Below are 22536 nucleotides of genomic sequence, written 5' to 3'. Positions count from 1 at the left end.
CCGATCGACAAGGAGAAATCGCATGGGACGCGTCACCGGGAAAATTGCTCTGATCAGTGGTGGAGCACGTGGGATGGGCGCCGCCCATGCGCGCGCGCTCGTCGACGAGGGCGCCCGCGTGGTGATCGGCGACCTGCTCGACGAGGCCGGTCAAGCCCTAGCAGCCGACCTGGGCCCGAGTGCTCACTACGTGCACCTGGACGTCACCGACAAGCAGCAATGGATCGATGCCGTCGCGGCCACTAATACGACGTTCGGACCGGTGAATGTGCTCATCAACAACGCGGGTATCGCCAACGGCAACCTGCTCACGGACTTCGAGCTCTCCGAGTGGCAACGCATCCTCGATATCAACCTGACGGGCACATTCCTGGGTTGTCAGGCGGTAGCGCAGACGATGATCGACAACAAGGCCGGGTCGATCATCAACATCTCGTCGGTTGAGGGCTACCGCGGCAGCCCCGGCCTGCACGGCTACACGGCGACGAAATTCGCGGTGCGCGGGCTGACCAAGTCGGTCGCACTCGAGCTGGCACCGCACGGCGTCCGGGTGAACTCCGTACATCCCGGACTCATCCGGACCGATATGACGGCGGGTATCCCGGAGGACTTTCTGCAGATCCCGCTGGGCCGCGCGGCCGACCCCGCCGAGGTCTCGGCTCTGGTTCTTTACCTGGCCAGCGATGAGTCCTCCTACTCGACGGCAGCGGAGTTCCTCATTGACGGCGGCCTCATCGCAGGCGTTCCGCACAAGACCTCATAATCATGCATAGATAGTCGTCAGAGCCCCTCTTGGCTCGCTGACCACGCGCTTTTAGAACGCGTTTCACTTTTCGCCTAAAGCCGCTATCCTCGTCCACGAGAGTGATCTGGTTCACGTGTATCTGGAAGGACTAGCCAGTCAATGAAGACAAAAGGCGCGCTGATTCGCGAGCTCAACAAGCCGATCGTCGTCGACGACATCACGCTCGGCGATCCCGCTGAAGGCGAAGTTCAGGTCCAGTTGCACGCCGCCGGCATGTGCCACTCCGATTACCACGTGCTGACCGGCGCCACCCCGATGGAACTGCCGGTGCTGCCCGGACATGAGGGCGCGGGCGTCGTCACCAAGGTGGGCAAGGGCGTCACCTCCGTCCAGGAGGGCGACCACGTCATCTTCGCCTTCATCCCGGCCTGCGGTAAGTGTCCGCCATGTATGCGCGGCTATCGATCGCTGTGCGACCGGGGCGCAATCCTGCTGGGCGGCAAGGCTATTTCCGACGGCACCAATCGCATCCACGCCGGCGACACCCCCGTCTCGGCAATGAACCTGCTCGGCACCTTCTCGCCGTACGCCGTGGTCCACGAGGACTCCGTCGTCAAGATCGACGACAGCGTGCCCTTCGAGTCGGCCGCTCTGCTCGGCTGCGCCGTGCCCACCGGCTTCGGCTCCGCCACCAACATCGCCGAGGTCGAGGCCGGCGAAGACGTCATCATCGTCGGCGTCGGCGGAATCGGCATGAGTGCCTTGCAGGGCGCCGTCGTCTCCGGAGCCCGGTACGTCATCGCGATCGACCCGGTGCCGTGGAAGCGTGAGCAGGCCCTCAAGTTCGGCGCCACCCATGTCTACGCCTCGATGGCCGAGGCCATCATGCCCGTTATGGACCTGACCTGGGGCATCATGGCGCAGAAGACCATCATCACGGTCGGCGAGATGAAGGGCGAATACATCGAAGAGGCCATGATCCTCACCGCCAAGACCGGCACCTGTGTGGTTACCGGCATGGGCGCCATGGTCGACGTGGACGTCAAGTTCAACCTGTTCCTGTTCACCATGTTGCAGAAGACGCTGAAGGGCAACATCTTTGGTGGCGGAACCACACACACCGAGACCCCGCGCCTTGTCGGCCTGTACAAGCAGGGCCTATTGAAGATCGACGAGATGGTCACCACCACCTACAGCCTGGAGCAGATCAACGAGGGCTACCAGGACATGCTCGACGGCAAGAATATCCGCGGCGTCATCAAGTACACCGAAGCCGACTGGTAAGCCGAATCTTTCACCGGCAGTAACGCCACGCAGACGATTCCCCGGATTCTCCGCGTGGCGTTACTGTCGGTATATGGCCATCGACATTAGGCGCGCGAGTGAGCGGCTCGCGACCACAATCTCGTGGCTGGATTCCAAGCACTCGTTTTCCTTCGGTGAGCACTACGACCCGCACAACACCCATCACGGGCTGCTCCTGGTCAACAACGACGACATCGTGCTGCCGGGTGCCGGATTCGAGACACATCCCCATCGCGACATGGAAATCGTCACCTGGGTGCTCCAGGGATCCCTGGTCCACCAGGATTCTGAGGGTAACGCCGGGGTGATCTACCCCGGTCTGGCACAACGGATGTCGGCAGGTACCGGCATCCTGCATTCGGAGAAGAACGACTCCTGGCGGTTGTCCGGAGAGCGGCATAGCGATCCGGTGCGATTCGTCCAGATGTGGGTGACCCCGGATGACTCCGGGATCGATCCCGGTTACCAACAACGAGAGATCGACGCAGAGCTGCTCGCCGGCGGGCTGGTGACCGTGGCCTCCGGAATGCCGCGGCACCGGGATCAGACGGCGATCACCATCGCCCAGAAGAACGCGGCGCTGCACGCGGCCCGTATCCGTGCCGGCAACAGCGTCGAGCTTCCCGCGGCACCCTTCGTGCATCTTTACCTCGCGCGCGGCGCCATAGCCCTCGAGGGCGCGGGTGAGCTGACCGAGGGGGATGCCGTGCGGCTGACCGACACCGGGGCCGCCCGGGTCACCGCGACCATCGACGCGGAAATCCTCGTCTGGGAGATGCACACCCGTCTGGGCGGCTAGCGCGCCAATCGCGACGCTGCCGATGTGGGATCGATCCCCACTTGTTACCAAAGTTGACTGTGTTGCTGCTGTGATTATCGTTGACTGTTCAGGAACTTCACAGAAGGGGCGGCCGTGGGCATTTCACCCTTTTCTCGCCTTCGGCGCCCCACTTCCGGACGTCGCCTGATGACCGCAACCGTTGGCATGATGCTGATAGCCGCGCTGCCCGTTCCGGCCACCCACAACACCGCCCGCGCCGAGGCGGCTCACGATGCGGTGCTCGCGGCCATCGCCAACACCAAGGGCACCTTCCTGGTCTACAACTTCGGAGGCGGCAACCCGGCGCCGTTTCGCAACGCCGCGGGTAGTGAGTACACACTGGACAACGGCGGCCATCTGATGGTCATCAAGAGCGCCTCGTCACGGCTGCGCGCAAATCTGTTGGTGGACACCCATTCTGGGTATCAATCCCGATGTGAACGCGATGCACGCGCGCGTACCTCCGAAGGTCTGTGGCAGGCCTCCGAGACATACAAGCCGATGGCCGCCTGGACGCTCATGGGCAAGCCCACCTTCATCATCAACGCCAACTTCTTTGACGTCCGTGGCCAACAGGGCGGCACCTGGAAGAGCACCGGATGCACCTCCCCCCTGGGCGCCTATGTCGATACCGCCAACGGGAGCGCCAACTACAACAAGCAGGTCACCGGAACGCGCGTGTACGCGGGGAAACAGGCGCTCTCCGGCGGTGACGAGATCTGGACGGCGCTGGCCACCATGGTCTTTTCTCCGGGTTCGGCGCCCGAGGTCATCGCCTCCGCGGGACCGAAGGACTATGGGTATGCCACCGCACCCCTAGAAGGCCTGATGGACAAGGGAGTTCAGTTCGTCGCGGTAAGCGGCTTGAAGCTGTTACTTCCAGGATTCACCGAGCAGCTGAACGACCCGGGCCCGGCCGCCGCCCGCACCGCGCTCGGCTACAAGTCCGCGACCGATGAGCTGATGGTCTTCCAGGGCGGTAGTTACACCCCCGACAACCTCCAGGATCTCTACCGCGGGCTGGGTGTCGACAAGGCCATCGCGCTCGACGGCGGCGGCTCATCGGCCATCGTGCTGCGCCGCGATGCCGGTGGCATGTGGGCCGGATATGGCTCACCCAAAGGCAATTGCGATACCACCTACACCCTGTGCGATGCCGCGGGAGGTGTCGGCCGGGCACTGCCCAGCTGGCTGGGATTCAGTTAGACGGGTTAATGCGGCGGTTCGATGGGAAGCGTCGGGCCACCGTAGGGTGTGGGAATAGTGAAGCGGCCCTTCGGAGTTGGATCTGACCGCTTGCCAAGGTCGGCACCTAACGGTGGACCGGCGGTGTCGTCACCGGCTGGCCGCGGCGCGTTCTTGGCGCCACGGATCAGAACCGCGGGATCGTTATCGCGGCAATAGCCGGCGTACAGGAACGGCTCCGGATAGTCGGCGGCCGATACCGGCGGGCGTGGCGTCCCGTAGTCGCAGGTGTAGCGAGGGTAGATATCGCCGACGGCCCAGACTCCGTGATCATAGAAGGTGTTACTGAGCGCCTCGATCACCGATCCGCGATAGGTGGGGAACAGCGCGTTGAGTGCCGGCACACGCACGTACGACAGCTGTGCCACCGTAGTGAGGTTCCCCAGCAGCTGCGCCATGGTGTCGGAGTTGTCGGCGAAAACAGCATCGGTGGTGGCCAGTGGTCCGGGAACCCTATCGATCAGCGTGCGGAAACCGCCGTCCATCCGGGCCACCCCGCTCAGCGACCGATTCAAGCCCGGAGTGGTGCTGGCCAGGCCATTGTTCATCTCTGCGAGTGTGGACAACGTCACCCGGCTCTTCTTGAGGACGCTGACTGTCTCAGGAAGCACGGAATCCAGTGTGGACAAAAGGAATACGCCGCCGTCGATGATGTCGGTCATCTTGCGGGGCGCCTCGCGTGAGAGGTGGAGTTCCTTCTTGATGATCTCCAGCTTCTTCGTATCCGCCTGAGCGAGAGCACCATCGGCGTCGGCAAGCAGCTTCGAAAGTGACACCGGAACCGTCGCCTGGCCGCGTGTGATCACACTGCCATTGCCCAGATAGGGGCCGGCAGTCGTCACCGGTGCGAAGTCCACGTACTGCTCGCCGGCCGGCGAGAGACCGGATACACGCACGGGGCTGCCCACCGGAATCTTCACGTCGGATTCGATATGAATCACCGCGACCGGTCCGCGCGGGGAGGGAGTCACCGAGTCCACCCGTCCAATCCGCATACCGCGCAGTGCCACATCTTGGTTGGGGATCAGCCCTCCGGATTCGGGCAGCTCGATGGAGACCTGATAGGTCGATGCGAATGCCCGCGCCCGCAATGCGCCCACCGCCAGATAGGTGCACGCCACCACCAGGGTGGCCAGCAGCGCGAATCCTGAGAGCCAGAAGCGGTTGCGATGCCCCATCTTCACGGCGTCCACTACGGCGTTGGCCACTGACCTGATCATCGTGGCGGCTCCTGCGTCACGGGTACCGCACCCGGTACGGGCTCGATGACACCGGGCTCGGTAGGACTGGGGCGTAACGGAACCGTCGGGACGTCCGGCCCCTGCCCCACCACGCGCTCCTGCAGGCGCCACAGGGTGTACTTGAAGGAGCCGACGAGTTTGGCCCAGTCATAGCGTTTCGGCCCGTGCAGCCCCGGGTCGCCCTTGTAACCGATGTCGGGAATGGACCCGAGCGCGATCTTGTCTATCGATGCCCGGGCGGCGAAGCCCGAGCCCGCCATGATCTTGACGATCGGAGGCATGAGCCGGTTGAGCGCGGCCAGGCTGGTGTCCGGACTGACCGCAATGTCGTTGAAGGAACGCGACAGGGTATTGAAATCCGCGATGACGCTCCGGCCGCTCGTGTCGGTCCCGGCGATGGACGGGAACTTGGAAAGTTGCTTGGTCACCGCGCCGACCTGATCGGCGAGGTCGGCGATATGTGTCGCGTTGACGGACAACGCATCGGTGGCGGGCGCCGCCGCCGTCAACAGCTCGGCGATCGTCTGATGCCGGGTATCGAGCTCGGCGGCAAGCTCAGCGGTATCCCGCAGCGCGGAATCCAATTGGCTAGAACGCGCATTGAGTGTGCCGAGCAGCCGATTCGACTTGCCGATCAAATCTCCGAAGGCAGCACCGTTGGGACCGGTGGCACGACCAAGTCCGTTGACGGTCCCGGTGAGATTGCGCACCGCACCACCGTTGACGATGATCGCGGCAGAACTCAGCACCGCTTCCACTGTCGCGGCCGCCGTGGTCGATTCGAGGCCAAAGGTGTCTCCGTCACGCAACAGAGGCGCGTTGGGGTCGGCGGGGCGCGGCGGCTTCAGCGCGACGAACACGTCACCCAGCGGTGTCGCGGTGCGCAACTCCACCGTGGTCCCCTTGGGAATCTCCACGTCCGAACGGATTCGCATCGTGACCACTGCGGTGTAGTTGGTGGTACTCATCGAATCGACCTCACCGATGTCGGCGCCACCCAGCTTCACCTTGGCACGCGACGGCAGGTTCAAGATGTTAGTGAAGATCGCTTTCAAACCGTAGGAGCCACCCGACATACCCGGTGCCGGAAGTGGCAGGCTGGCAAGACCGTTGGTGCTGCATCCGCTGGTCAGCAGTACAGCGACTGCGACGACGGGCCCCGCCAATCTTCGTAACCCGATCATTTCTGTCCCATCGCCGCAAGACCATCGAGAACGTAGGTCAATCCGAAGTCAGGTCCGTAGTCCTGCAGAGTGCCGGTGCTGCAACCCAATTGGCGAAGCCCCAGGAGATTGCAGATTTCCTTGGCGGCCTGCGTGTCAAAGATGAGCCTGTCCACGGGAACGTGGGCGCGCACCACATTGTTGACCGGGTCGACCACGTTGTAGACGTTGTCCGCCATCAACGGCAGCAAGTCGAACCCTTCCGACAGCTCGCGCCGGTTGTCATACACCGCCTGGGCGATTTGGTTTGAGTTACCCACCGATTGCTTAATGGCATCGCGGTTCTGCTCGAGCAGCGAACCTGCCTGCAGCAGAATGTTGTTCAATTGCTTTCCCGTGTTACCCGACCCCAGCTGCTCGTCGTCGAGCACCTGCGACAGCTGCCGGACGGTGGACGAGAACTCCCGGATGTTCTGGTCGTTACGTGACGCGGCCTCGAAAAGCGAACTGAGACGGGTGATGATCTTGGTCAGCTGATCGCGGGTCATCGCACCACCATCCGCGCTCAGGCGGAGCGCCTTGGACAACTCGTCCAGAGATGCCCGCATCAACTCGCCGTTCCCGGACAGCGCGTTGGCGCTGTTGTTGACGACGTCCGCCAAAGGCCCGGCACCCTTACCGTCACCCTTCATCGCCTTGGAGAGCCTGTCGACCATGGCCAGCACCCTGTCGAACTCCACCGGCGTCTTGGTGCGGTCCAAGCCGATGATGTCGCCGTTCTTGAGCGTGGGTCCGCCGCGATACACCGGTGTCAGTTCGATGTGGCGGTCGGTGAGAATCGAGGTCGATACCGTGACGGCCTTGGCGTCCGCCGGAACCTTGACCTTTGAGTCGACCGTGAATTCGACCTCCATATACGTGCCACGCGAGGTGATCTTCGTGACCTTGCCGATCGGCATGCCGAGCACAGACACCTTGTTATCGGGGTACAGACCCGAGACCGATTCGAATTGTGCCGTGATGGTGAGGCGATTGCTCCGCTCGCGCAGGTAGGTCCATCCGACCGCAGCCACCACCACCGCGACAACTACCGCTAGCGCCCCCGCGACCCAGATGATCCGCCGCGTCCGTGTGCTTATCGGTGTGCTCATTGGCAGTCCTTGAAGTATTCGATCATGTTGAACTGCTTGGCCCGTCCGCTGATCGCACACATCCACGAATCCACCGCCAGGCCGCCCGGCGCGTTCAGCTCGAGGGCGTTGCCATAGCCCGTCAGGTTCGTGACATTTCGCGCCGCAACCGCGGTTACCTGGAGAAGGCTCCGGAACAAATCGTCGTGGCCGCCGACCAAATTGCTGAATGTCTTCACGTCGGCGATCAGTGCGTCGACCGCGCGCCTGTCCTTGACCACAATCTTGCTCAGGACATTCACCAGCTCGGTCACCGCTTGCATCATGGAGTGGAAACTCGCTCGCCGCGAGACGAATTCACCGAGCAGATCGCGACCCTGCACGATCAGCTTCCCGATATCGCCCTGCTGCCGGTACAGCGTGCCCGTCACCATCTCGGTGCTTGCCAGCAGTGTTCCCAACTGATCGCGGCGATGCGAGATGACCGACGACAGCGTCTGGATGTTCTCCATCGCCTTGGGCAGCACCGCAGGCAAGCCCTCGAGCTGCTTACCGAGTATCGCCGTCGACTCCGCGATCTTGTCCGCGTCTACCTGCTCGAAGGTAGAGGTTGCGTCCTGCAAGGTGGCCTGTAGGTCGTATGGAACGTCGGTGTGCGCCAGATCAATACGCCGATTGGCCAGCTTCCCGTCGCCACCGTTGCGCAGTTCCACGTACTGATTTCCCAGAATCGTGGTGATCTTGATGGACGCCTTGGCGTCCTTGCGCAACGTGATGTCGTTGCGCACCCGCATACCGACCTCGATGCGGTCGTCAACGAGTTCGACGCTGGTGACGTTGCCCACCGGCACCCCGGCATACGACACGTTGGCGCCCGGTTGCAGCGACGCCGCCTGCAAGAACTCCGCGGTGTAGTGGGTGTAGCCGATGCCGATCGCCTTGACCAGCAGCATCGACCCCACCAGGGAACCGATCACCGCGAGGGCGATTGCACCCAACCACGTCTTGTTGTACGTCTCGACGGGGCGTTGCGAAATACGCTGCCACACACTGGGTTTATCCATCTGCAAGGTTCCTGCACTTCGGGGTGTATTTGGCCTTGTTGCCTGGTGTGGCGGCGTTCACGATGATCGGAACGACGTCATTGAGGCCGGGGAAGAATCCGGTGATGTTGAGATCGCAGACATACCCGTTGATGAAAGCGCCCTCTTGGGTGGTTCTGACGAGACCCTTGAGAAGCAAGGGCAGATTGGCGCCGGTGAAGGCAAGCTGCGGTTCGATGCTGTTCAAATGACTGACGAATCCCGGTTCCCGATGCAGGATTTCGTTCAACTGCGGGTACACCGTATCCGTGATCTTCGACAAGCGGCGCACCGCGAAGCCTGTCGAACCGATCGAGTCCACCAATGCCGCGCGCCGGTTGTCCAGAATCGCCACCATCTCACGCGTGTGTGTCAGCACGGTGTCCAGGTTCTTATTCTGGCCCGCAAGCGTTTTCGTCAGACCGTTGAGATTGGTTATCACGTCATCGAGAACCTGATCCCGGCCCGCGAACGTCTCGGTCAGTTGTGATGTTTGGTCAACCAGCCCGACGATCGAGCCAGTATCTCCTTGTAGAGACTTGACGACGCCGTCGGTGAGGTTGTCGACCTCCGTGGGATCGAGCACGCTGAAGAGCGGTTCGAAGCCGTGCAGCAGCATGCCGATGTCGAAGGACGGCTCTGTCTGCTCCACCGGAATCACACTCCCCGGCTTGAGCCGATCGGTGCTGCCGGTCTTACCCAGCGACAAGCCGAGGTAACGCTGTCCGACGATGTTCTGGTACGTGATCGACGCAATGGTGTTGCCGTACAGGGGTTGCTCGGTTTGTACCTGGAATTCCACCTTGGCCAGATCGCCGTCGATCGCGACCGATTCGACGCGGCCGACGCGTACACCCGCGACCCGCACGTCATCCCCGTCGCGCAATCCGGTGACATCGGTGAACATCGCGGCGTAGTTGTAGGTCGATCCCGCGACCTCGCGGCGCAGGGTGGCGTACACCAGCCATGTCATCGCCAGCGCGATCACCATGAACACCGAGAGCCCGATCAATGGCCCGCGAAACCTCATCGCTGACCTCCCGACTGCACCTGCTGGGCAACAACGGGTTTGGTACCACGCGCAACCGGCCCAAGTAGCAGCTGAGTAGCCGAGGTTGCCGTACTACCCGTGATCATGCCCAGTTGTTCGCGTTCACTGTTACTGCCGACGGGCCCAACATCCCCGCCGTAGGAAGCGGGCGCGGTACCCGCGGACTGTGGCGGGGGTTCGGCGTCTCCCGGGTCGGCGGTGCCGGGGATGCGCGGCGACGGGTTGGGTTGCCACCAGGGCAGCGGCGGGTTGGGGTCCACCAGGCTGGGATTCGGATTGTGCAGCGGTGGTCCCGTGACGATCAGGTTTCCGTCCGGGCCGACTGTCGTTCCCGGCGGCGGTGCAAGATCGGGCGGCGGCTTGAAGTTCTGCGGCAGCAGCACCTCGGGGAGGTCCGGCCGTACCACCAGCTCCGGCGCCGTGAAACAGCTCGGTCCCTTCAGCTCCCCGTACTGTGGGCAATCGGCGCGGGTATACATCGTCGACGGTGTGAACGACAGGACCGCGCGGATGTTCACCGTGTCCTTTTCGGAATCCCACACATCACTGAAGAACTTGTCGGAGAACACCTTCAGACGCGTAGCGATAGGAAGGAACTGCACGGAGTTCTGGGCGAGCACGCCGACGACCGGAGTCAGCTTGGTCGTGATGTCGATCATCCGATCGGTCTGGTTATCCAGCGATTGCCTGACCGTACCGGTGGTGTGCAGCCCGGCGTTGAGCAGCGTCTGCAGCTGGTCCCGCTTTTCGGCCACCGTCTGCATGGGCTTGATCGCTTGATGTAGCGCATCGACGAGTTCAGGAGCAGTGCTCTGCAACCCCTTGGTCGCGTTGAGGAGCGCGGAGAGGGTGGACGGGCCGGTATCCGTCGCGACGATGTCGTTGAGCTGATCGATGAGCCGGGTCAGTTGGCCGGCCGCGTTCAGCAGCGTCGCGCGCCGCCCCTCGGTTGCCGCGGCGATGACGGCGAAGATACCCACGGAGTCGTCATCGCGGCCGCGGCCGTTGGCAAGAAGAATGTCGCGCAGCTTGCTGATGGTCGTCTGGAACAACACCGTCGGCAGCTCGGTCTCCTCGCTGATGACGGTGCCGTTGGTGATCGCCGCACCGGGACCGTGGTCGACGAGTTCCACAGAGGAGACCGCGAAGACGTTACTGGGGACCACCCTGGCAGTGACCGACCGCGGGATCGTGTGCGCCAGATCCGGTTTCAGATCGATGTGAACGACGTTGGGCCTGCCGCGCTGCGAGGGAGTCAGATCGTTGACCGAACCGACGAGCACGCCCTGGAATTTGACGTCCGATTTCGCTGGAAGACCGTCGCCCACGTTCGTGAGCTCCGCCACCACACGCACATAGTTGTTGAAACGGCCGGTCGACTTGATGACCAGGGCGGTGCCGACCAAGGCGGCCACGAGGGCAATCGCCACACCACACAGGAGGAGCTGGCGGTCCGACGGACCACGCCCGTCGGTTTCAAAGGAGTTCGGCACGCAGCCCCCCTCCCGCACCGCGCGCGTCGGTATGGCGCCACCACAGGATCCGAAGCATCACATGGTCCCTTCCGTCAGCCAACGCGGCCTGCAGTACCTACAGGTTCGGTCACGCCAACCCCTCCGATGTGACGCCGATTACAGGAATGTACATGACGTACAGTTCTACGTATTACGCTTTACCAAACTTTTCTGAATCCAGATTCATATTTGCTATCAGGCACCGCCGAACTGCTTGCGCAGTTCATTCTTGAGGACCTTGCCCGACGGATTACGGGGTAACGCTTCCACGACCACGAGATCCTTGGGGTGCTTGTACCGGGCCAATCGCTCGGTGAGAAATCCGTCGAGATCACCGATGGTCAGTCCGTCACCATGGATCGCTGCCACCGCCACCGGCACCTCGCCCCACTTTTCATGAGGCCTGCCGATCACCGCGACCTCGGTGATCTGCTCGTGCTCTGCGAGCGCGTTCTCCACCTCGGCGCAATAGATGTTCTCGCCGCCGGAGATGATCATGTCTTTCTTGCGGTCCACCACCCAGACGAAACCGTCCGCGTCCTGACGGACCAGGTCACCGGAGTGGAACCACCCACCCGTGAACGCTTCGGCCGTGGCCTCGGGGTTGTTCCAGTAGCCCTGCATCAGCGTTGGCGCCCGGTAGACAATCTCCCCGACCTCACCGGCCGGCACATCGTTCATGTTGTCGTCGACGACCCGCGCGGACACCGTCGGAATCACCCGGCCGACGGACCCCATCTTCCGGATTGCGTCCTCCCCCATCAGCATGCAGGTGACCGGAGACATCTCGGTCTGCCCGAACGCGGCCAGGATCTTGGCGTCTGGGAACGTCTCAGACATCGTCCGCAGCAGCACGTCGCTGGCCGGGGCCGCACCCCAGGAGAGTGTCTTCAGTTTGATCTTGCGCGGGTTTGCTTGTTGGGCCGCGCAGACGGCTTGCCACTGGGCCGGGACCAGAAAGATCCCGGTGACTCCCTCGGACTCCAGAACATCCAGCAGCGCACCGGGATCGAAGGCGCCCAGCGGGTGAATGACCGTGGGCAGGCCCAGCAGCAGGCCGGTGATCATGTTGCCCACGCCGGCGATGTGGAACATGGGAACGCCGATGAATCCCACATCGGCGTTCAGATCAACGGTGGTGCTCAGCAGATAGCTCATGGCCTGCCCGGACAGATTGAGGTGCGTCAGCACCGCGCCCTTGGGCCGGCCCGTCGTCCCGGAGGTGTACATGATGAGCGCGGGGGTATCGCCGGGCAGATCCACCTCTGGGTGCGGTTCACCCACTTCGGCGATGACCTCTTCATATCCGAGAGCGCCGTCTTCGGACTCCGAGCCCGCGATGATGACCGTCTCCAGCGCGGGCACCTGCTGGCGTACCGCGGCCGCCACCGGAGCCAGCACCGTCTCGGTGATCGCGACCTTGGCCCCGCTGTTCTCAACCAGGAACGCCACTTCCGGTGGCGTCATGCGGAAGTTCACCGGAATGGCGATGGCTCCGAGTTCGTTGATGGCGAGCCATGATTCGACGTACTCGGGGCGGTTGAGCATCAAGATGAGCACACGGTCCCCAAACCCGACACCCCGGCGGGACAGTGCATCGGCCAGGGATTGCACGCGCTGGTTCAGCTCTCCCCAGGAGATGCTGCGCCCGAGATACCGGATCGCCGTGGCATTGGGTTGCATGAGCGCATGCCGGGCCAGCTGGTTACACCAGTTCTGCCGTCGCGCGCGGTAAGGCTGGTCAAGGCTCGCGGACGTCGCGGTCGCATCGATTGTGTCGGTCACAGACTCTCTCCTACTAACTGAAATTGGGGCGTCGGCCCTCGAGGAATGCGGCGAAGCCCTCTTGGGCATCGGGTGAAATCAACAGTTCGATCTGCCCCTCACGCTCACGGGCGATGGCCTCGTCGAACAGCTTGAGTGACACCGAGTTCATGGCTTCCTTGGTCAGCTGCAACGCACGACGGGAACCATGGGCGAGCCTGCGCGCCGATTTATCGACACGTTCGCGCAGTTGATCCCCGGGCAGTACCTCGTTGACCAACCCGGCCGCATGAGCATCGGCAGCGTTGAGGGGTTGAGCCAACAGCGCCATCGCGTTGGCCTTCACACGACCGATCGAGGCCGACACCAATGCGCTCGAACCTCCATCGGGCATAAGCCCGATGTTCGCAAATGCCAGCAGAAAGAATGCCGAATCGGCGGCATAAACCAGATCGCACGCCAGGCCCACCGACGCACCGATCCCGGCGGCCGCGCCCGTGACTTCGGCGATGGTGGGCACCGGACAATTCAGGACCGCGCGCACCAACCGCTCGGCGTTGTCCATCGTCAGCTCGGCGGCTTGCAGCGGAGTCAGGTCTCCGGCCCCCGCAGCAAGCTCTGCGACGTCGGCGCCCGCCGTGAACGCACTCCCCGGTGCACCCCCACTGATGACGACGACTCTCACGTCATCTCGCCCGGAAACCGAGTCCAGCGCTTCGATCAATCCGGCTGTGGCTGGCGCGTTGAGCGCATTCATCCGATCCGGTCTGGTGAACGTGATCCGCATGATGCCGTCCTCGACGGCTACATCGGGTGCGCCGACAGATTCATGGGGACTCAAGTCACTGCCTCCTGGGTTTGTCGCTTCGTCGCGTCGGCTCAAATATATTTGATATGACTTTAGATGCAAGGGCGTCACCACACATGGAAATGGCAGGCAGATCGGATGAATGCTCCCCGGGCACAAACCCGTGAAATTCGCAGGCCGCAGCTGTCCGAGGAGGTTGCCGGCCGACTCCGCGCGGCGATCATGACAGGTGAACTGCGTCCCGGTGAGTACATCCGGATGGATGAGACTGCCGCCCAGCTGGGCGTCAGCGTCACACCCGTGCGCGAGGCACTACTGACCTTGCGCGGCGAGGGCCTGGTCGAGGCCGTCCCTCACCGCGGGTACATGGCCGCCGCATTGAGCCGGGCCGATATCGAAGACATTTTCGCGCTGCAGGCGCACCTCGCCGTCGAGCTGGCGAAGACCGCAGCCGAACGCATCACCGCGGACCAGATCGACACCCTGGCAGATCTCAACGACACCCTGCGCCACGCCGCTTCGCCCGAATTGATCTCGGTCGCGGAGTTCGAGTTCCACCGATTTCTCAACCACGTGGCCGACCGCCCCAAGCTGGCCTGGTTTCTCCTGCAGGCCACCCGCTACACGCCGCACATGATGTTCGCCTCGGCCGACGCATGGGCTCGGCACGCGGTGGAGGCTCACGACAAGCTCATCGCGGCTTTGCGTGCGGGCGACCTCGCCGAAGTGATTACCCAGACCGAGGTTCAGTTCGTCGACGGAGCACGCCGACTCACCGAGTATCTAGACCGCGCCGGGATGTGGCCCGGGGGGTAGTGGCGCTGCCTGCGGCGGCGCCGGCGGTGCGATGGCACCCGACGCGATCTGCTCGGCGCGGCCCTTCAATCCCTCGGCGAGATGTTCGAGGACCTGGTTGGCGAGCTTCTTCACCATCGGCTTGGGGATCGGGAGTTTGGTCTCGACATCCATGTCGACCGTGAGCAGACACGTGGGCCCCATCGGGACGATCGAGAACGTCTGTTCCTGCTTCTCGAAGATGTCGCTCTCAAGCAGGCGCGTGGCCACCTGCGCGGCGTTGAGGTACGCGATCTCCGCGACGTTTGTCGAAGCCATGCCCGTCATCTCCACCCTCAAGCGCACGATGCGGGGGCGGCCGTCCGGGAGCCGATCCAGAATCTCGACGCTGGAGATCTCCTTGTTCCACTCGGGGTAGGCCTCGTAGTTGGTGACGATGGAGACGATCACCTGCGGCGGGGCGGCCACCTCGACGGTCTGACTGACGACTGGCATTGGTTCACTCTACCTTTGTAGTTGGCATGCGCAGGAACTCACGCACGAGCTCGTGCACTACGTCCGGGCATTCGAGATGTACGAAATGTCCACCGCCATTGATGATTTCAACGCGGCGATCGGGCAGATCCGGGCGCGCAGAATCTACCAGCCGCCACGTCATGCACCCATCGTTCCGGCCATGCAGGTAGAGCAGCGGGGTGCGCGCATCGTCCAGCAGAGATCGCTGCGTCTGCCAGTACTTCCGCGAAGGAACCAGGGCCCGCCGAATGTTTGCGCGGTAGTAGCCGATGACAGCGCGGCGATTCCCCTTCTGAAGCATCGCCTCACCGGTGTACAGCAGGTCCGCGCGTGCGTCGTATCCCGGGGACCATCGTCGCCAATACAGACGAAGAAGCCAGGGCAGCAACAACTCCGGCAGCACCGGAATCTGATGGAACATCGTGTACCAGCTCATCGACAGCTGGCGCCCGAGCACACCGGGCCAGCCGAGCGGCCCGATCGACGCGAAACTCGAACCGAGGACCTCGAACGGGGGCACGGCCATGGTGACAATGTGGGCGAACGGCGACAGCCGGCTACGGGCAAGGGCGTTACCCACCAGCGCTCCCCAGTCGTGACCGATATATACGGCGCGCTCGTCACCGCCCAGCAGCGTGTGGATGTCCAGGACGTCCTGCATCAGCGCACCCAGTCCGTACTCGGCGTCGGCCGGTATCTCACTGGGCGAGTAACCGCGAGTGAACGGCGCCACCACACGCCACCCGTCGGCGGCCAGCTTCGGCCCCAGCAGGCGCCACGTGTGGGCGGAGTCGGGGAAGCCATGTCCGCAGATCACCAGCGGACCGTCCTGCGGTCCCCAGCACAGTGCCTGCAATCTGACGTTGGGCAGATCCAAGGTCAGGGTGGAATCAGCGGCCACTACAGCTCCGCCACTAGGGGGTGCCGTCAACGGACGTCGCCGTCGCGACGCCCAGCGGATCGTTGATCCGCGTTTCCTCATCGCGAATCAACCCACGCAACAGCGTGGTGCTGAACTCCACGGCGATCTCCTGGGCGCTGCGGCGGCCGCTCGGGTTGAGCCAGCGGTAGGACCCGAGAACCATTCCGATGTAACCGAGCGCCATGACATGCGAGTCGCACTCGACGAACTCGGAACTGGCGATACCCCGCTCGATGATGTTCTGAACCCGCTCCTGCACCATGTCCTCGCGCTTACGGATCTCGGCGACCTGTTCGGGCGAGAGCCACTCCGACAGGAACGGGTTCTCCTGGAAGTACACCGCCCCCTGCTCGCGATTCGAGAAAATGAGCGCCAGCATGCGGCTCGTGCATTGGTACAGCGATTCCCGCGCCGACCATCTCGGGTCGTCCTGCAGACAGGCCAGCGTCTCCTCGGCAGCCTTGAAGTAGATCTCATACAAGATGAGTGCCTTGGAGGCGAAGTAGTGATACACCGTCGCCTTGTTCAGGCCCGCGACATCAGCGATGTCGTCCATCCTGGTGCCGTGATAGCCCCGCGCCGCGAACAATTTGGAAGCCACCGCCACCAGTTCCTCGCGGCGGCCGGCACGGCGCTGCGAGGAATTGCCTGCCTTCGGGGCAGCGTGGACCGGTTGCATGGTGCCTCACTATATGCGCAGGCCTTCCACGCACGGACGAAATCCCGATCAACTGGTTGGATTATTCGGGCGTTATGTTCGCCGGCCCCGACGCCAGAAGCACGTTAAGCTGCCCCCGTCCGGCGCTCCACCGACCCTGAATAGGTAACCACATGACCAGTGGCCTGCGGGCCATGGTGGCACGCGATCCCGCGCAACCGCACCGCGCGGCCACCCCGCTAGAACTGCTTTTCGACCTCGTCTTCGTGGTCGCGGTCTCGCGCGCCTCCGGAACCCTCCACCATTTCTGGGCCGAGGGCCATTTCGCCGAGGGACTCGTCGGGTACGCGATCGGCTTCTTCGCCATCTGGTGGGCCTGGATGAACTTCACCTGGTTCGCCAGTGCCTTCGACACCGACGACTGGCTGTACCGCTTGACGGTGGTCGTCCAGATGGCCGGGGCGCTCACCGTCGCGGCCGGTGTTGAGCGAGCGATGACCGGGGCCGACTTCGGCATCGCCATCGGCGGGTACGTGCTCATGCGTATCGCCGCGGGCAGCCAATGGGTGCGCGCGGCCATCAGCGATCCGACCATGCGCGCCACCTGCCTGCGCTACGTCTCGGGTATCGCCGTCGTCCAGGCAGCATGGGTCTGTTGGGGGCTCTTCGCACCGGAACATCTGCGCATACCGCTGTTCGTGGTGATCGCGCTGGCCGACCTGTCGGTGCCCGTGTTCGCCGAACGCGTCGCCCCCACCTCGTGGCATCCCCAGCACATCGCCGAGCGCTACGGCCTGTTCACCTTGATCGTGCTGGGCGAGTCCATCCTGGCCTCCGCGAACTCGATCATCGGCGGCGCCGAGGAAGCCGACCACACCGGCACCATGATCGGTATTGCGGTGTCGGCCTTGGTCATCGTCGCCGCGGTGTGGTGGATCTACTTCGACCAGGAACAGGAGTGCAAGGACACGTCGCTGCGCTCAACCCTGCTGTGGGGCTACAGCCACTACTTCATCTTCGCCGCCGTCGCGGCAATCTCGGCGGGGTTCGAGATCGCCGTCGACGAGGGACTGGGCAAGAGTCACCTGAGTTCGACCGTTGCCGCCTTTACGATCACCGTCCCATTCGCCATCTACCTGGTGCTGGCATGGCTGGTCCTGCTCCTGCAACGCCGCGACACCATCTTGAACATCGGGCTACCGACGATCGCCGTTGCCTCAGTTGCCATCTCGACGCTGCCGCACACGTTGTACTGGCTGGCCGGGTTGGCGGCGCTGGCCGCCGCGCTGGTCACCTGGCGACGCGTCGAGGACACCGAGTCCTCTTAACGCATCGGGCATACGTGTTCCAATGCCGCCAAGGCATTGACCGCATCGGCCATCTCCTCGCCCGGCGGCGCGAGCACACCGTCCACCGAGGTCGCGGCGGCCATCACCTCGGCGTAGTGCTCGGCGGCCGCCGCGGCGTCCAGGGCGCGGCTTTGCACTGTCAGGTCGGCCGTGTCGCGCGCTGCCGTGCGTAGCAGCGCGGCAATCGACCGATTTCGCGCGACAGCGGTCTGACGCACCGCGACCCCGTTCTGCTGCGAGAGTCCCCGCATCTGTACCCGCGCCCGATCGACCGAAGCACAGTCATGCGGCTCCGCTGCGGCCACCGGAGCCAACGCGGCCCACGCCACCACGAGTGCGACCAGCGGCCAACGCATAAACCCCTTCATACGCCGAATGGGAACCTCACGAGGATTTCCGGCTGGATTTCCGCGTGAGGTTCCCATTCGACGACAAAGAGGTTGGGCTACAGCGCCTTAAGCTCCTCGATGACTGCGGACACCGACTTCTTGGCATCCCCGAACAGCATCGAGGTCTGCGGCTGGAAGAACAGCGGGTTCTCGATACCGGCGTAGCCCGAACTCATCGAACGCTTCAGCACGATCACCGAGCGCGACTCGTCGACGTTCAGAATGGGCATCCCGTGAATCGGGCTGGACGGGTCGTTACGCGCCGCCGGGTTGGTGACATCGTTGGCGCCGATCACGATGGTGACATCGGTGCGGTTGAACTCGCCGTTGATGTCATCCATTTCCTTCATGGCGTCGTACTCGACGTCGGCCTCGGCGAGCAGCACGTTCATGTGGCCGGGCATACGGCCGGCGACCGGGTGAATGGCGTACTTGACCTCAACACCCTTGCTCTCCAGCAGGTCCGCCATCTCCTTGACGGTGTGCTGGGCCTGCGCGACGGCCAGACCGTAACCGGGCACCACGATCACCTGGTTGGCGTAGGCCATCTGGATCGCTGCGTCGGAGGCAGACGTGGCCTTGACCGTGCCCTGCTCGGCCGAACCAGCGGCGGCTCCGGTGTCACCGCCACCGAACGAGCCGAACACGATGGCCGGAATCGACCGGTTCATCGCGACGGCCATCAGGTTGGTCAGGATCGAACCGGAGGCGCCCACGATCATGCCGGCGACAATCATCGCGGTGTTGTTCAGCGCCAGACCTGCGGCCGCGGCAGACAAACCGGTCATCGCGTTGAGCAGTGAGATGACTACCGGCATATCGGCGCCACCAATGGGGAACACCACGAACAGACCCATCACACCGGCGAAGACCAGTACCGCGACGATCCACCAGACCGGCAGTCCGGGGTGCAGCCCGATGTAGACGGCAGCGCCGACCGCGGCCAGCAGCAGCACGATGTTGGAGGCCTGGAAAAGCTTGGCGGAAGCGACAAGCCGCTTCTCGACGTTCTTCGGGATGGACTCCTGCAGTTTAGCGAAGGCCACCAGCGAGCCCCAGAACGACACCGAGCCGATGACCGCGGCGAACAGCGATCCCACCACCAGCGCCACGGTCGGCGACTGATCCGGCTTGAACTCCGAAAAGCCCTTCGTCTCAATGAATTCCGACCAGGCGATAAGAGCCACGGTGCCACCACCGACACCGTTAAACAACGCCACCAGCTGCGGCATGGCGGTCATCTTGGTCTTCAGCGCCGGCGGAATGCCCAGTACGACACCGATACCCAAACCGGCACCGATCAGAATCCAGTCCAGCGTGGTGGCGCTCTCGCTCACCTTGATCAGCGTGGCCAGTACCGCGATTCCCATACCCACGGCGGCAATCCAGTTGCCGCGCACCGCGGTCTTGGGCCCGGTCAGGCCGGACAGACCGTAGATGAAGAGGGCGAACGCGGCGATATAGAGAACATCGACGAGGTAGTTGAGGCTTTCGGTGCTCACTTGGCCGCCTCTTTCTGCTCAGGCTTCTTCGACTTGAACATGCCCAGCATGCGGTCGGTCACCAAGAAGCCACCGATCACGTTCAGGGTTCCGAAGATCAGCGCGACGAACGCGATGATCCGGGTGCCCCAGCTGGCGTCGGCGGGCAGGTTGCCCAGCACGATCAGCGCACCCAGCACCACGATGCCGTGAATGGCGTTGGTGCCCGACATCAATGGGGTGTGCAAGGTGTTGGGCACCTTGGAGATAACGGCGAATCCAACGAACCCGGCAAGCACCAGGATCGCGATGTTGGCCAATAGCTGTCCGTACATGTCTAGGAGACCTCCCGGGTAACGCAGGAGCCCGCGACGATCTCATCATCGAAGTCCGGTGCCAGAGCGCCGTCCTTGATGAGGAGTTCGAGAACGGACGTGATGTTCTTGGCATACAGCTCGCTGGCGTGCTCGGGCATGGTGGCCGGCAGGTTGAGGGGCGACGCGATCGTCACACCGTGCTTAACGACGGTCTGACCGGGCTCGGTCAGCTCACAGTTGCCGCCGGTCTCCCCCGCGAGATCCACGACGACAGAGCCGGGCTTCATGCCCTCGACCGCCGCTGCGGTCACCAGACGCGGGGCCGGACGCCCGGGCACGAGTGCCGTGGTGATGACGACGTCGAATCCCTTGATGGCCTCTTCCAGCGCCTGCTGCTGCTTCTGACGCTCTTCCTCCGTGAGCTCGCGGGCGTAGCCGCCCTCACCGGCCGCATCGATGCCGAGATCGAGCCACTGGGCACCTACCGAGCGGACCTGATCTGCCACCTCGGGGCGAACGTCGTAGCCGGTGGTACGCGCGCCGAGCCGCTTGGCCGTGGCCAGGGCCTGCAGACCGGCCACACCGACACCGAGCACCAGTACCAGCGCGGGCTTGACGGTTCCGGCGGCCGTGGTGAGCATCGGGAAGAAGCGGGTCGATTCGGTGGCCGCCACGAGCACGGACTTGTACCCGGCAACGTTGGCCTGTGACGACAGCGCGTCCATCACCTGTGCACGGGAGATACGCGGAATAGCCTCCACGGCAAAGGCTTGCACGCCCGCGCTCTTGAGCGCACCGATGCTGTTGTCGGCATTGCGCGGCGCCAGGAAGCCGATGAGGGTCTGCCCTTCACGCAGGCGAGCGACCTCGGCGGGCGAGGGCGGCGCAACCTTGACGACGACATCGGCAGACCAGGCGTCACCCACACTCGCACCGGCCTCGGTGTACAGCTCGTCGGGCAGTAGCGCGCGCTCGCCGGCACCGCTTTCTATGACGACGTTCACACCCTTGCCAATCAGGCCGGCGATCGCCTTGGGCACCAGCGCAACGCGGCGCTCGTCCTCACCCGACTCTCGGACAACTCCGATAGTGACTGGTTGATCGGTCATCTACTCGCCCTTCACCCTGTGGTGCAGCATGCCGACGGATACTAAGGAAAGGCATGCTTGTTAACAAGTCTTCCGTTTTTGTAAATCCTGCAAAGGTCGTTAACCAGGGCAAGGACCGTGATCTGGCACGCGTTCCGACTCTCTCGGCTGCCCCGGCGGGGTGCCATCCCCGAACGGTCTGCCCCCCAGTGTCTCGCGTCCATGCGGGGTAAGCCAGCCACTCAGATCCGGCCCCTTCGGGACAATCCGAGTGGGGTTGATATCGGTGTGCACCACGTAGTAGTGCTCCTTGATCTGCCCGAAATCGACGGTGTCACCGAAGCCCGGTGTTTGGTACAGATCCCGCGTGTACGCCCACAGCACCGGCATCTCGCTCAGCTTCTGGCGATTGCACTTGAAATGCCCGTGGTACACCGGATCGAACCGGGCCAACGTGGTGAACAGCCGCACGTCCGCCTCGGTGATGGTGTCCCCCACCAAATATCTCTGCCCGGCAAGCCTTTCCGACAACCAATCGAGTGCGGTGAACAGGCGATCGTAAGCGGCGTCGTAGGCGTCCTGGCCTCCGGCGAAACCGCAGCGATAGACGCCGTTGTTGACCTCTGTGTAGACGCGGCGGTTCACCTCGTCGATTTCTGTGCGCAGCGCCTCGGGATACAGCTGTGGCGCACCCGGGCGGTGGTACTCAACCCATTCGGTGGAGAAGTCCAGCGTCATCTGCGCGTAGTCGTTGGTCACGACCTCGCCGGTGGCCTCTTCCACGATGGCGGGCACGGTGATGCCGCGGGGATAGTCCGGATACCGCTTGAGATAGGCATCGCGCAGGAAGTGGATACCCAGGACGGGATCGACACCGCCCGGATCCAGATCGAAAGTCCAGCTGCGCTTGTCGTGCGTGGGGCCGCAAAGCCCGAGAGATAAAACGTCTTCCAATCCGAGGAGGCGACGGACGATGAGCGTCCGGTTCGCCCAGGGACAGGCACGCGCGGCGACGAGCCGGTACCTCCCAGGCTCTACCGGATAGCCGTCGCGGCCGTCTGCCGTGATCCGTGTATTGATGTAGTTGGTATCCCGCTTGAACTCACCGGGCTCGACGTACTTGGTGTTCTCCGGGTTCTGGCTCACACACTCC

At 63.5% G+C, this 22536-nt stretch carries 22 protein-coding genes; 6 read left to right on the top strand and 16 right to left on the bottom strand.

Annotation, left to right across the window (positions count from 1 at the left end; genetic code table 11):
* Positions 1-22: 22 nt before the first annotated feature.
* The 4 genes from AOT83_RS07950 (at position 23) to AOT83_RS07935 (ending at position 4076) form a co-directional block, all read left to right on the top strand.
* Positions 23-763 carry a glucose 1-dehydrogenase gene (locus tag AOT83_RS07950; RefSeq protein WP_030097396.1) on the top strand — a complete coding sequence of 247 codons (741 nt, stop codon included), beginning with the start codon at positions 23-25 and terminating at the stop codon, positions 761-763.
* Positions 764-904: 141 nt separating this feature from the next.
* On the top strand, positions 905-2029 hold the full coding sequence (locus AOT83_RS07945; protein ID WP_057965528.1) for an NDMA-dependent alcohol dehydrogenase: 1125 nt from the start codon (positions 905-907) through the stop codon (positions 2027-2029).
* 73 nt (positions 2030-2102) lie between these two features.
* Complete coding sequence (locus AOT83_RS07940) at positions 2103-2849, top strand: pirin-like bicupin family protein (RefSeq protein ID WP_057965529.1); 747 nt, start codon at positions 2103-2105, stop codon at positions 2847-2849.
* A gap of 114 nt (positions 2850-2963) precedes the next feature.
* A complete protein-coding gene (locus AOT83_RS07935; RefSeq protein ID WP_057965530.1) occupies positions 2964-4076 on the top strand; it encodes a phosphodiester glycosidase family protein in 1113 nt (370 codons plus the stop codon).
* 5 nt (positions 4077-4081) lie between these two features.
* On the opposite strand, the gene AOT83_RS07930 is transcribed toward AOT83_RS07935, so the two are convergent.
* The 8 genes from AOT83_RS07930 to AOT83_RS07895 all read right to left on the bottom strand — a co-directional run bounded on the left by AOT83_RS07930 (position 4082) and on the right by AOT83_RS07895 (position 13901).
* Positions 4082-5335, bottom strand: a complete 1254-nt coding sequence (locus AOT83_RS07930) for an MlaD family protein (RefSeq protein ID WP_057965531.1) — start codon at positions 5333-5335, stop codon at positions 4082-4084.
* Positions 5332-6540, bottom strand: a complete 1209-nt coding sequence (locus tag AOT83_RS07925; protein WP_057965532.1) for an MlaD family protein — start codon at positions 6538-6540, stop codon at positions 5332-5334. Before AOT83_RS07925 ends, AOT83_RS07930 begins: the two co-directional genes overlap by 4 nt.
* Positions 6537-7670, bottom strand: a complete 1134-nt coding sequence (locus AOT83_RS07920; protein WP_046255179.1) for an MCE family protein — start codon at positions 7668-7670, stop codon at positions 6537-6539. The genes AOT83_RS07925 and AOT83_RS07920 overlap by 4 nt, the downstream gene beginning before the upstream one ends.
* Entirely contained in the window at positions 7667-8713 is a 1047-nt protein-coding gene (locus AOT83_RS07915) for an MlaD family protein (protein ID WP_057965533.1), read from the bottom strand. Before AOT83_RS07915 ends, AOT83_RS07920 begins: the two co-directional genes overlap by 4 nt.
* Entirely contained in the window at positions 8706-9761 is a 1056-nt protein-coding gene (locus AOT83_RS07910) for an MCE family protein (RefSeq protein ID WP_057965534.1), read from the bottom strand. Before AOT83_RS07910 ends, AOT83_RS07915 begins: the two co-directional genes overlap by 8 nt.
* Entirely contained in the window at positions 9758-11275 is a 1518-nt protein-coding gene (locus tag AOT83_RS07905) for an MlaD family protein (RefSeq protein ID WP_057965535.1), read from the bottom strand. The genes AOT83_RS07910 and AOT83_RS07905 overlap by 4 nt, the downstream gene beginning before the upstream one ends.
* Positions 11276-11491: 216 nt before the next feature.
* Entirely contained in the window at positions 11492-13081 is a 1590-nt protein-coding gene (gene fadD5 / locus AOT83_RS07900) for a fatty-acid--CoA ligase FadD5 (RefSeq protein ID WP_057965536.1), read from the bottom strand.
* 13 nt (positions 13082-13094) lie between these two features.
* The gene (locus tag AOT83_RS07895; protein WP_030097407.1) at positions 13095-13901 is read right to left on the bottom strand and encodes an enoyl-CoA hydratase; all 807 of its coding nucleotides are present in this window, start codon (positions 13899-13901) and stop codon (positions 13095-13097) included.
* A 105-nt stretch (positions 13902-14006) separates the two neighbouring features.
* On the opposite strand from AOT83_RS07895, the gene AOT83_RS07890 reads away from it, so the two are divergent.
* Entirely contained in the window at positions 14007-14684 is a 678-nt protein-coding gene (locus tag AOT83_RS07890; protein WP_057965537.1) for a GntR family transcriptional regulator, read from the top strand.
* On the opposite strand, the gene AOT83_RS07885 is transcribed toward AOT83_RS07890, so the two are convergent.
* Genes AOT83_RS07885 through AOT83_RS07875 form a run of 3 tightly spaced genes read right to left on the bottom strand, consistent with a single transcriptional unit; the run spans position 14652 to position 16780 of the window.
* Complete coding sequence (locus AOT83_RS07885) at positions 14652-15158, bottom strand: SRPBCC family protein (protein ID WP_057965538.1); 507 nt, start codon at positions 15156-15158, stop codon at positions 14652-14654. The two genes, AOT83_RS07890 and AOT83_RS07885, sit on opposite strands and share 33 nt — an antisense overlap.
* A gap of 4 nt (positions 15159-15162) precedes the next feature.
* Positions 15163-16080 carry an alpha/beta hydrolase gene (locus tag AOT83_RS07880; protein WP_057965539.1) on the bottom strand — a complete coding sequence of 306 codons (918 nt, stop codon included), beginning with the start codon at positions 16078-16080 and terminating at the stop codon, positions 15163-15165.
* Positions 16081-16093: 13 nt separating this feature from the next.
* Positions 16094-16780 (bottom strand): TetR/AcrR family transcriptional regulator, encoded by a 687-nt coding sequence (locus AOT83_RS07875; protein WP_057965540.1) that lies wholly within the window; start codon positions 16778-16780, stop codon positions 16094-16096.
* Between the two features lie 152 nt (positions 16781-16932).
* Here AOT83_RS07875 and AOT83_RS07870 point away from each other — a divergent pair, with 152 nt between their 5' ends.
* Entirely contained in the window at positions 16933-18087 is a 1155-nt protein-coding gene (locus tag AOT83_RS07870; protein ID WP_030097412.1) for a low temperature requirement protein A, read from the top strand.
* Here the strand turns inward: AOT83_RS07870 and AOT83_RS07865 are convergent.
* The 5 genes from AOT83_RS07865 to AOT83_RS07845 form a co-directional block, all read right to left on the bottom strand.
* Positions 18084-18464 carry a hypothetical protein gene (locus AOT83_RS07865; RefSeq protein WP_057965541.1) on the bottom strand — a complete coding sequence of 127 codons (381 nt, stop codon included), beginning with the start codon at positions 18462-18464 and terminating at the stop codon, positions 18084-18086. The two genes, AOT83_RS07870 and AOT83_RS07865, sit on opposite strands and share 4 nt — an antisense overlap.
* Before the next feature lie 89 nt (positions 18465-18553).
* On the bottom strand, positions 18554-19999 hold the full coding sequence (locus tag AOT83_RS07860) for an NAD(P)(+) transhydrogenase (Re/Si-specific) subunit beta (protein ID WP_046255191.1): 1446 nt from the start codon (positions 19997-19999) through the stop codon (positions 18554-18556).
* Positions 19996-20313, bottom strand: a complete 318-nt coding sequence (locus AOT83_RS07855) for an NAD(P) transhydrogenase subunit alpha (protein ID WP_030097415.1) — start codon at positions 20311-20313, stop codon at positions 19996-19998. The genes AOT83_RS07860 and AOT83_RS07855 overlap by 4 nt, the downstream gene beginning before the upstream one ends.
* A gap of 2 nt (positions 20314-20315) precedes the next feature.
* On the bottom strand, positions 20316-21404 hold the full coding sequence (locus AOT83_RS07850; protein WP_046255192.1) for a Re/Si-specific NAD(P)(+) transhydrogenase subunit alpha: 1089 nt from the start codon (positions 21402-21404) through the stop codon (positions 20316-20318).
* A 99-nt stretch (positions 21405-21503) separates the two neighbouring features.
* The gene (locus AOT83_RS07845; RefSeq protein WP_057965542.1) at positions 21504-22529 is read right to left on the bottom strand and encodes a glutathione S-transferase C-terminal domain-containing protein; all 1026 of its coding nucleotides are present in this window, start codon (positions 22527-22529) and stop codon (positions 21504-21506) included.
* Positions 22530-22536: the final 7 nt, after the last annotated feature.

It is taken from the genome of Mycobacteroides sp. H001 (genome assembly GCF_001440005.1).
GTDB lineage: Bacteria > Actinomycetota > Actinomycetes > Mycobacteriales > Mycobacteriaceae > Mycobacterium > Mycobacterium gwanakae.
The sequence above is the reverse complement of the archived record's forward strand: the minus strand, read 5'-3'. Positions and strand labels throughout refer to the sequence as shown.

Coding starts and splice junctions, on each gene's coding strand:
- AOT83_RS07950 (WP_030097396.1), top strand. CDS start 23: ATGGGACGCGTCACCGGGAAAATTGCTCTGATCAGTGGTGGAGCACGT.
- AOT83_RS07945 (WP_057965528.1), top strand. CDS start 905: ATGAAGACAAAAGGCGCGCTGATTCGCGAGCTCAACAAGCCGATCGTC.
- AOT83_RS07940 (WP_057965529.1), top strand. CDS start 2,103: ATGGCCATCGACATTAGGCGCGCGAGTGAGCGGCTCGCGACCACAATC.
- AOT83_RS07930 (WP_057965531.1), bottom strand. CDS start 5,335: ATGATCAGGTCAGTGGCCAACGCCGTAGTGGACGCCGTGAAGATGGGG.
- AOT83_RS07925 (WP_057965532.1), bottom strand. CDS start 6,540: ATGATCGGGTTACGAAGATTGGCGGGGCCCGTCGTCGCAGTCGCTGTA.
- AOT83_RS07920 (WP_046255179.1), bottom strand. CDS start 7,670: ATGAGCACACCGATAAGCACACGGACGCGGCGGATCATCTGGGTCGCG.
- AOT83_RS07915 (WP_057965533.1), bottom strand. CDS start 8,713: ATGGATAAACCCAGTGTGTGGCAGCGTATTTCGCAACGCCCCGTCGAG.
- AOT83_RS07910 (WP_057965534.1), bottom strand. CDS start 9,761: ATGAGGTTTCGCGGGCCATTGATCGGGCTCTCGGTGTTCATGGTGATC.
- AOT83_RS07890 (WP_057965537.1), top strand. CDS start 14,007: ATGAATGCTCCCCGGGCACAAACCCGTGAAATTCGCAGGCCGCAGCTG.
- AOT83_RS07885 (WP_057965538.1), bottom strand. CDS start 15,158: ATGCCAGTCGTCAGTCAGACCGTCGAGGTGGCCGCCCCGCCGCAGGTG.
- AOT83_RS07875 (WP_057965540.1), bottom strand. CDS start 16,780: ATGCAACCGGTCCACGCTGCCCCGAAGGCAGGCAATTCCTCGCAGCGC.
- AOT83_RS07870 (WP_030097412.1), top strand. CDS start 16,933: ATGACCAGTGGCCTGCGGGCCATGGTGGCACGCGATCCCGCGCAACCG.
- AOT83_RS07865 (WP_057965541.1), bottom strand. CDS start 18,464: ATGCGTTGGCCGCTGGTCGCACTCGTGGTGGCGTGGGCCGCGTTGGCT.
- AOT83_RS07855 (WP_030097415.1), bottom strand. CDS start 20,313: ATGTACGGACAGCTATTGGCCAACATCGCGATCCTGGTGCTTGCCGGG.
- AOT83_RS07850 (WP_046255192.1), bottom strand. CDS start 21,404: ATGACCGATCAACCAGTCACTATCGGAGTTGTCCGAGAGTCGGGTGAG.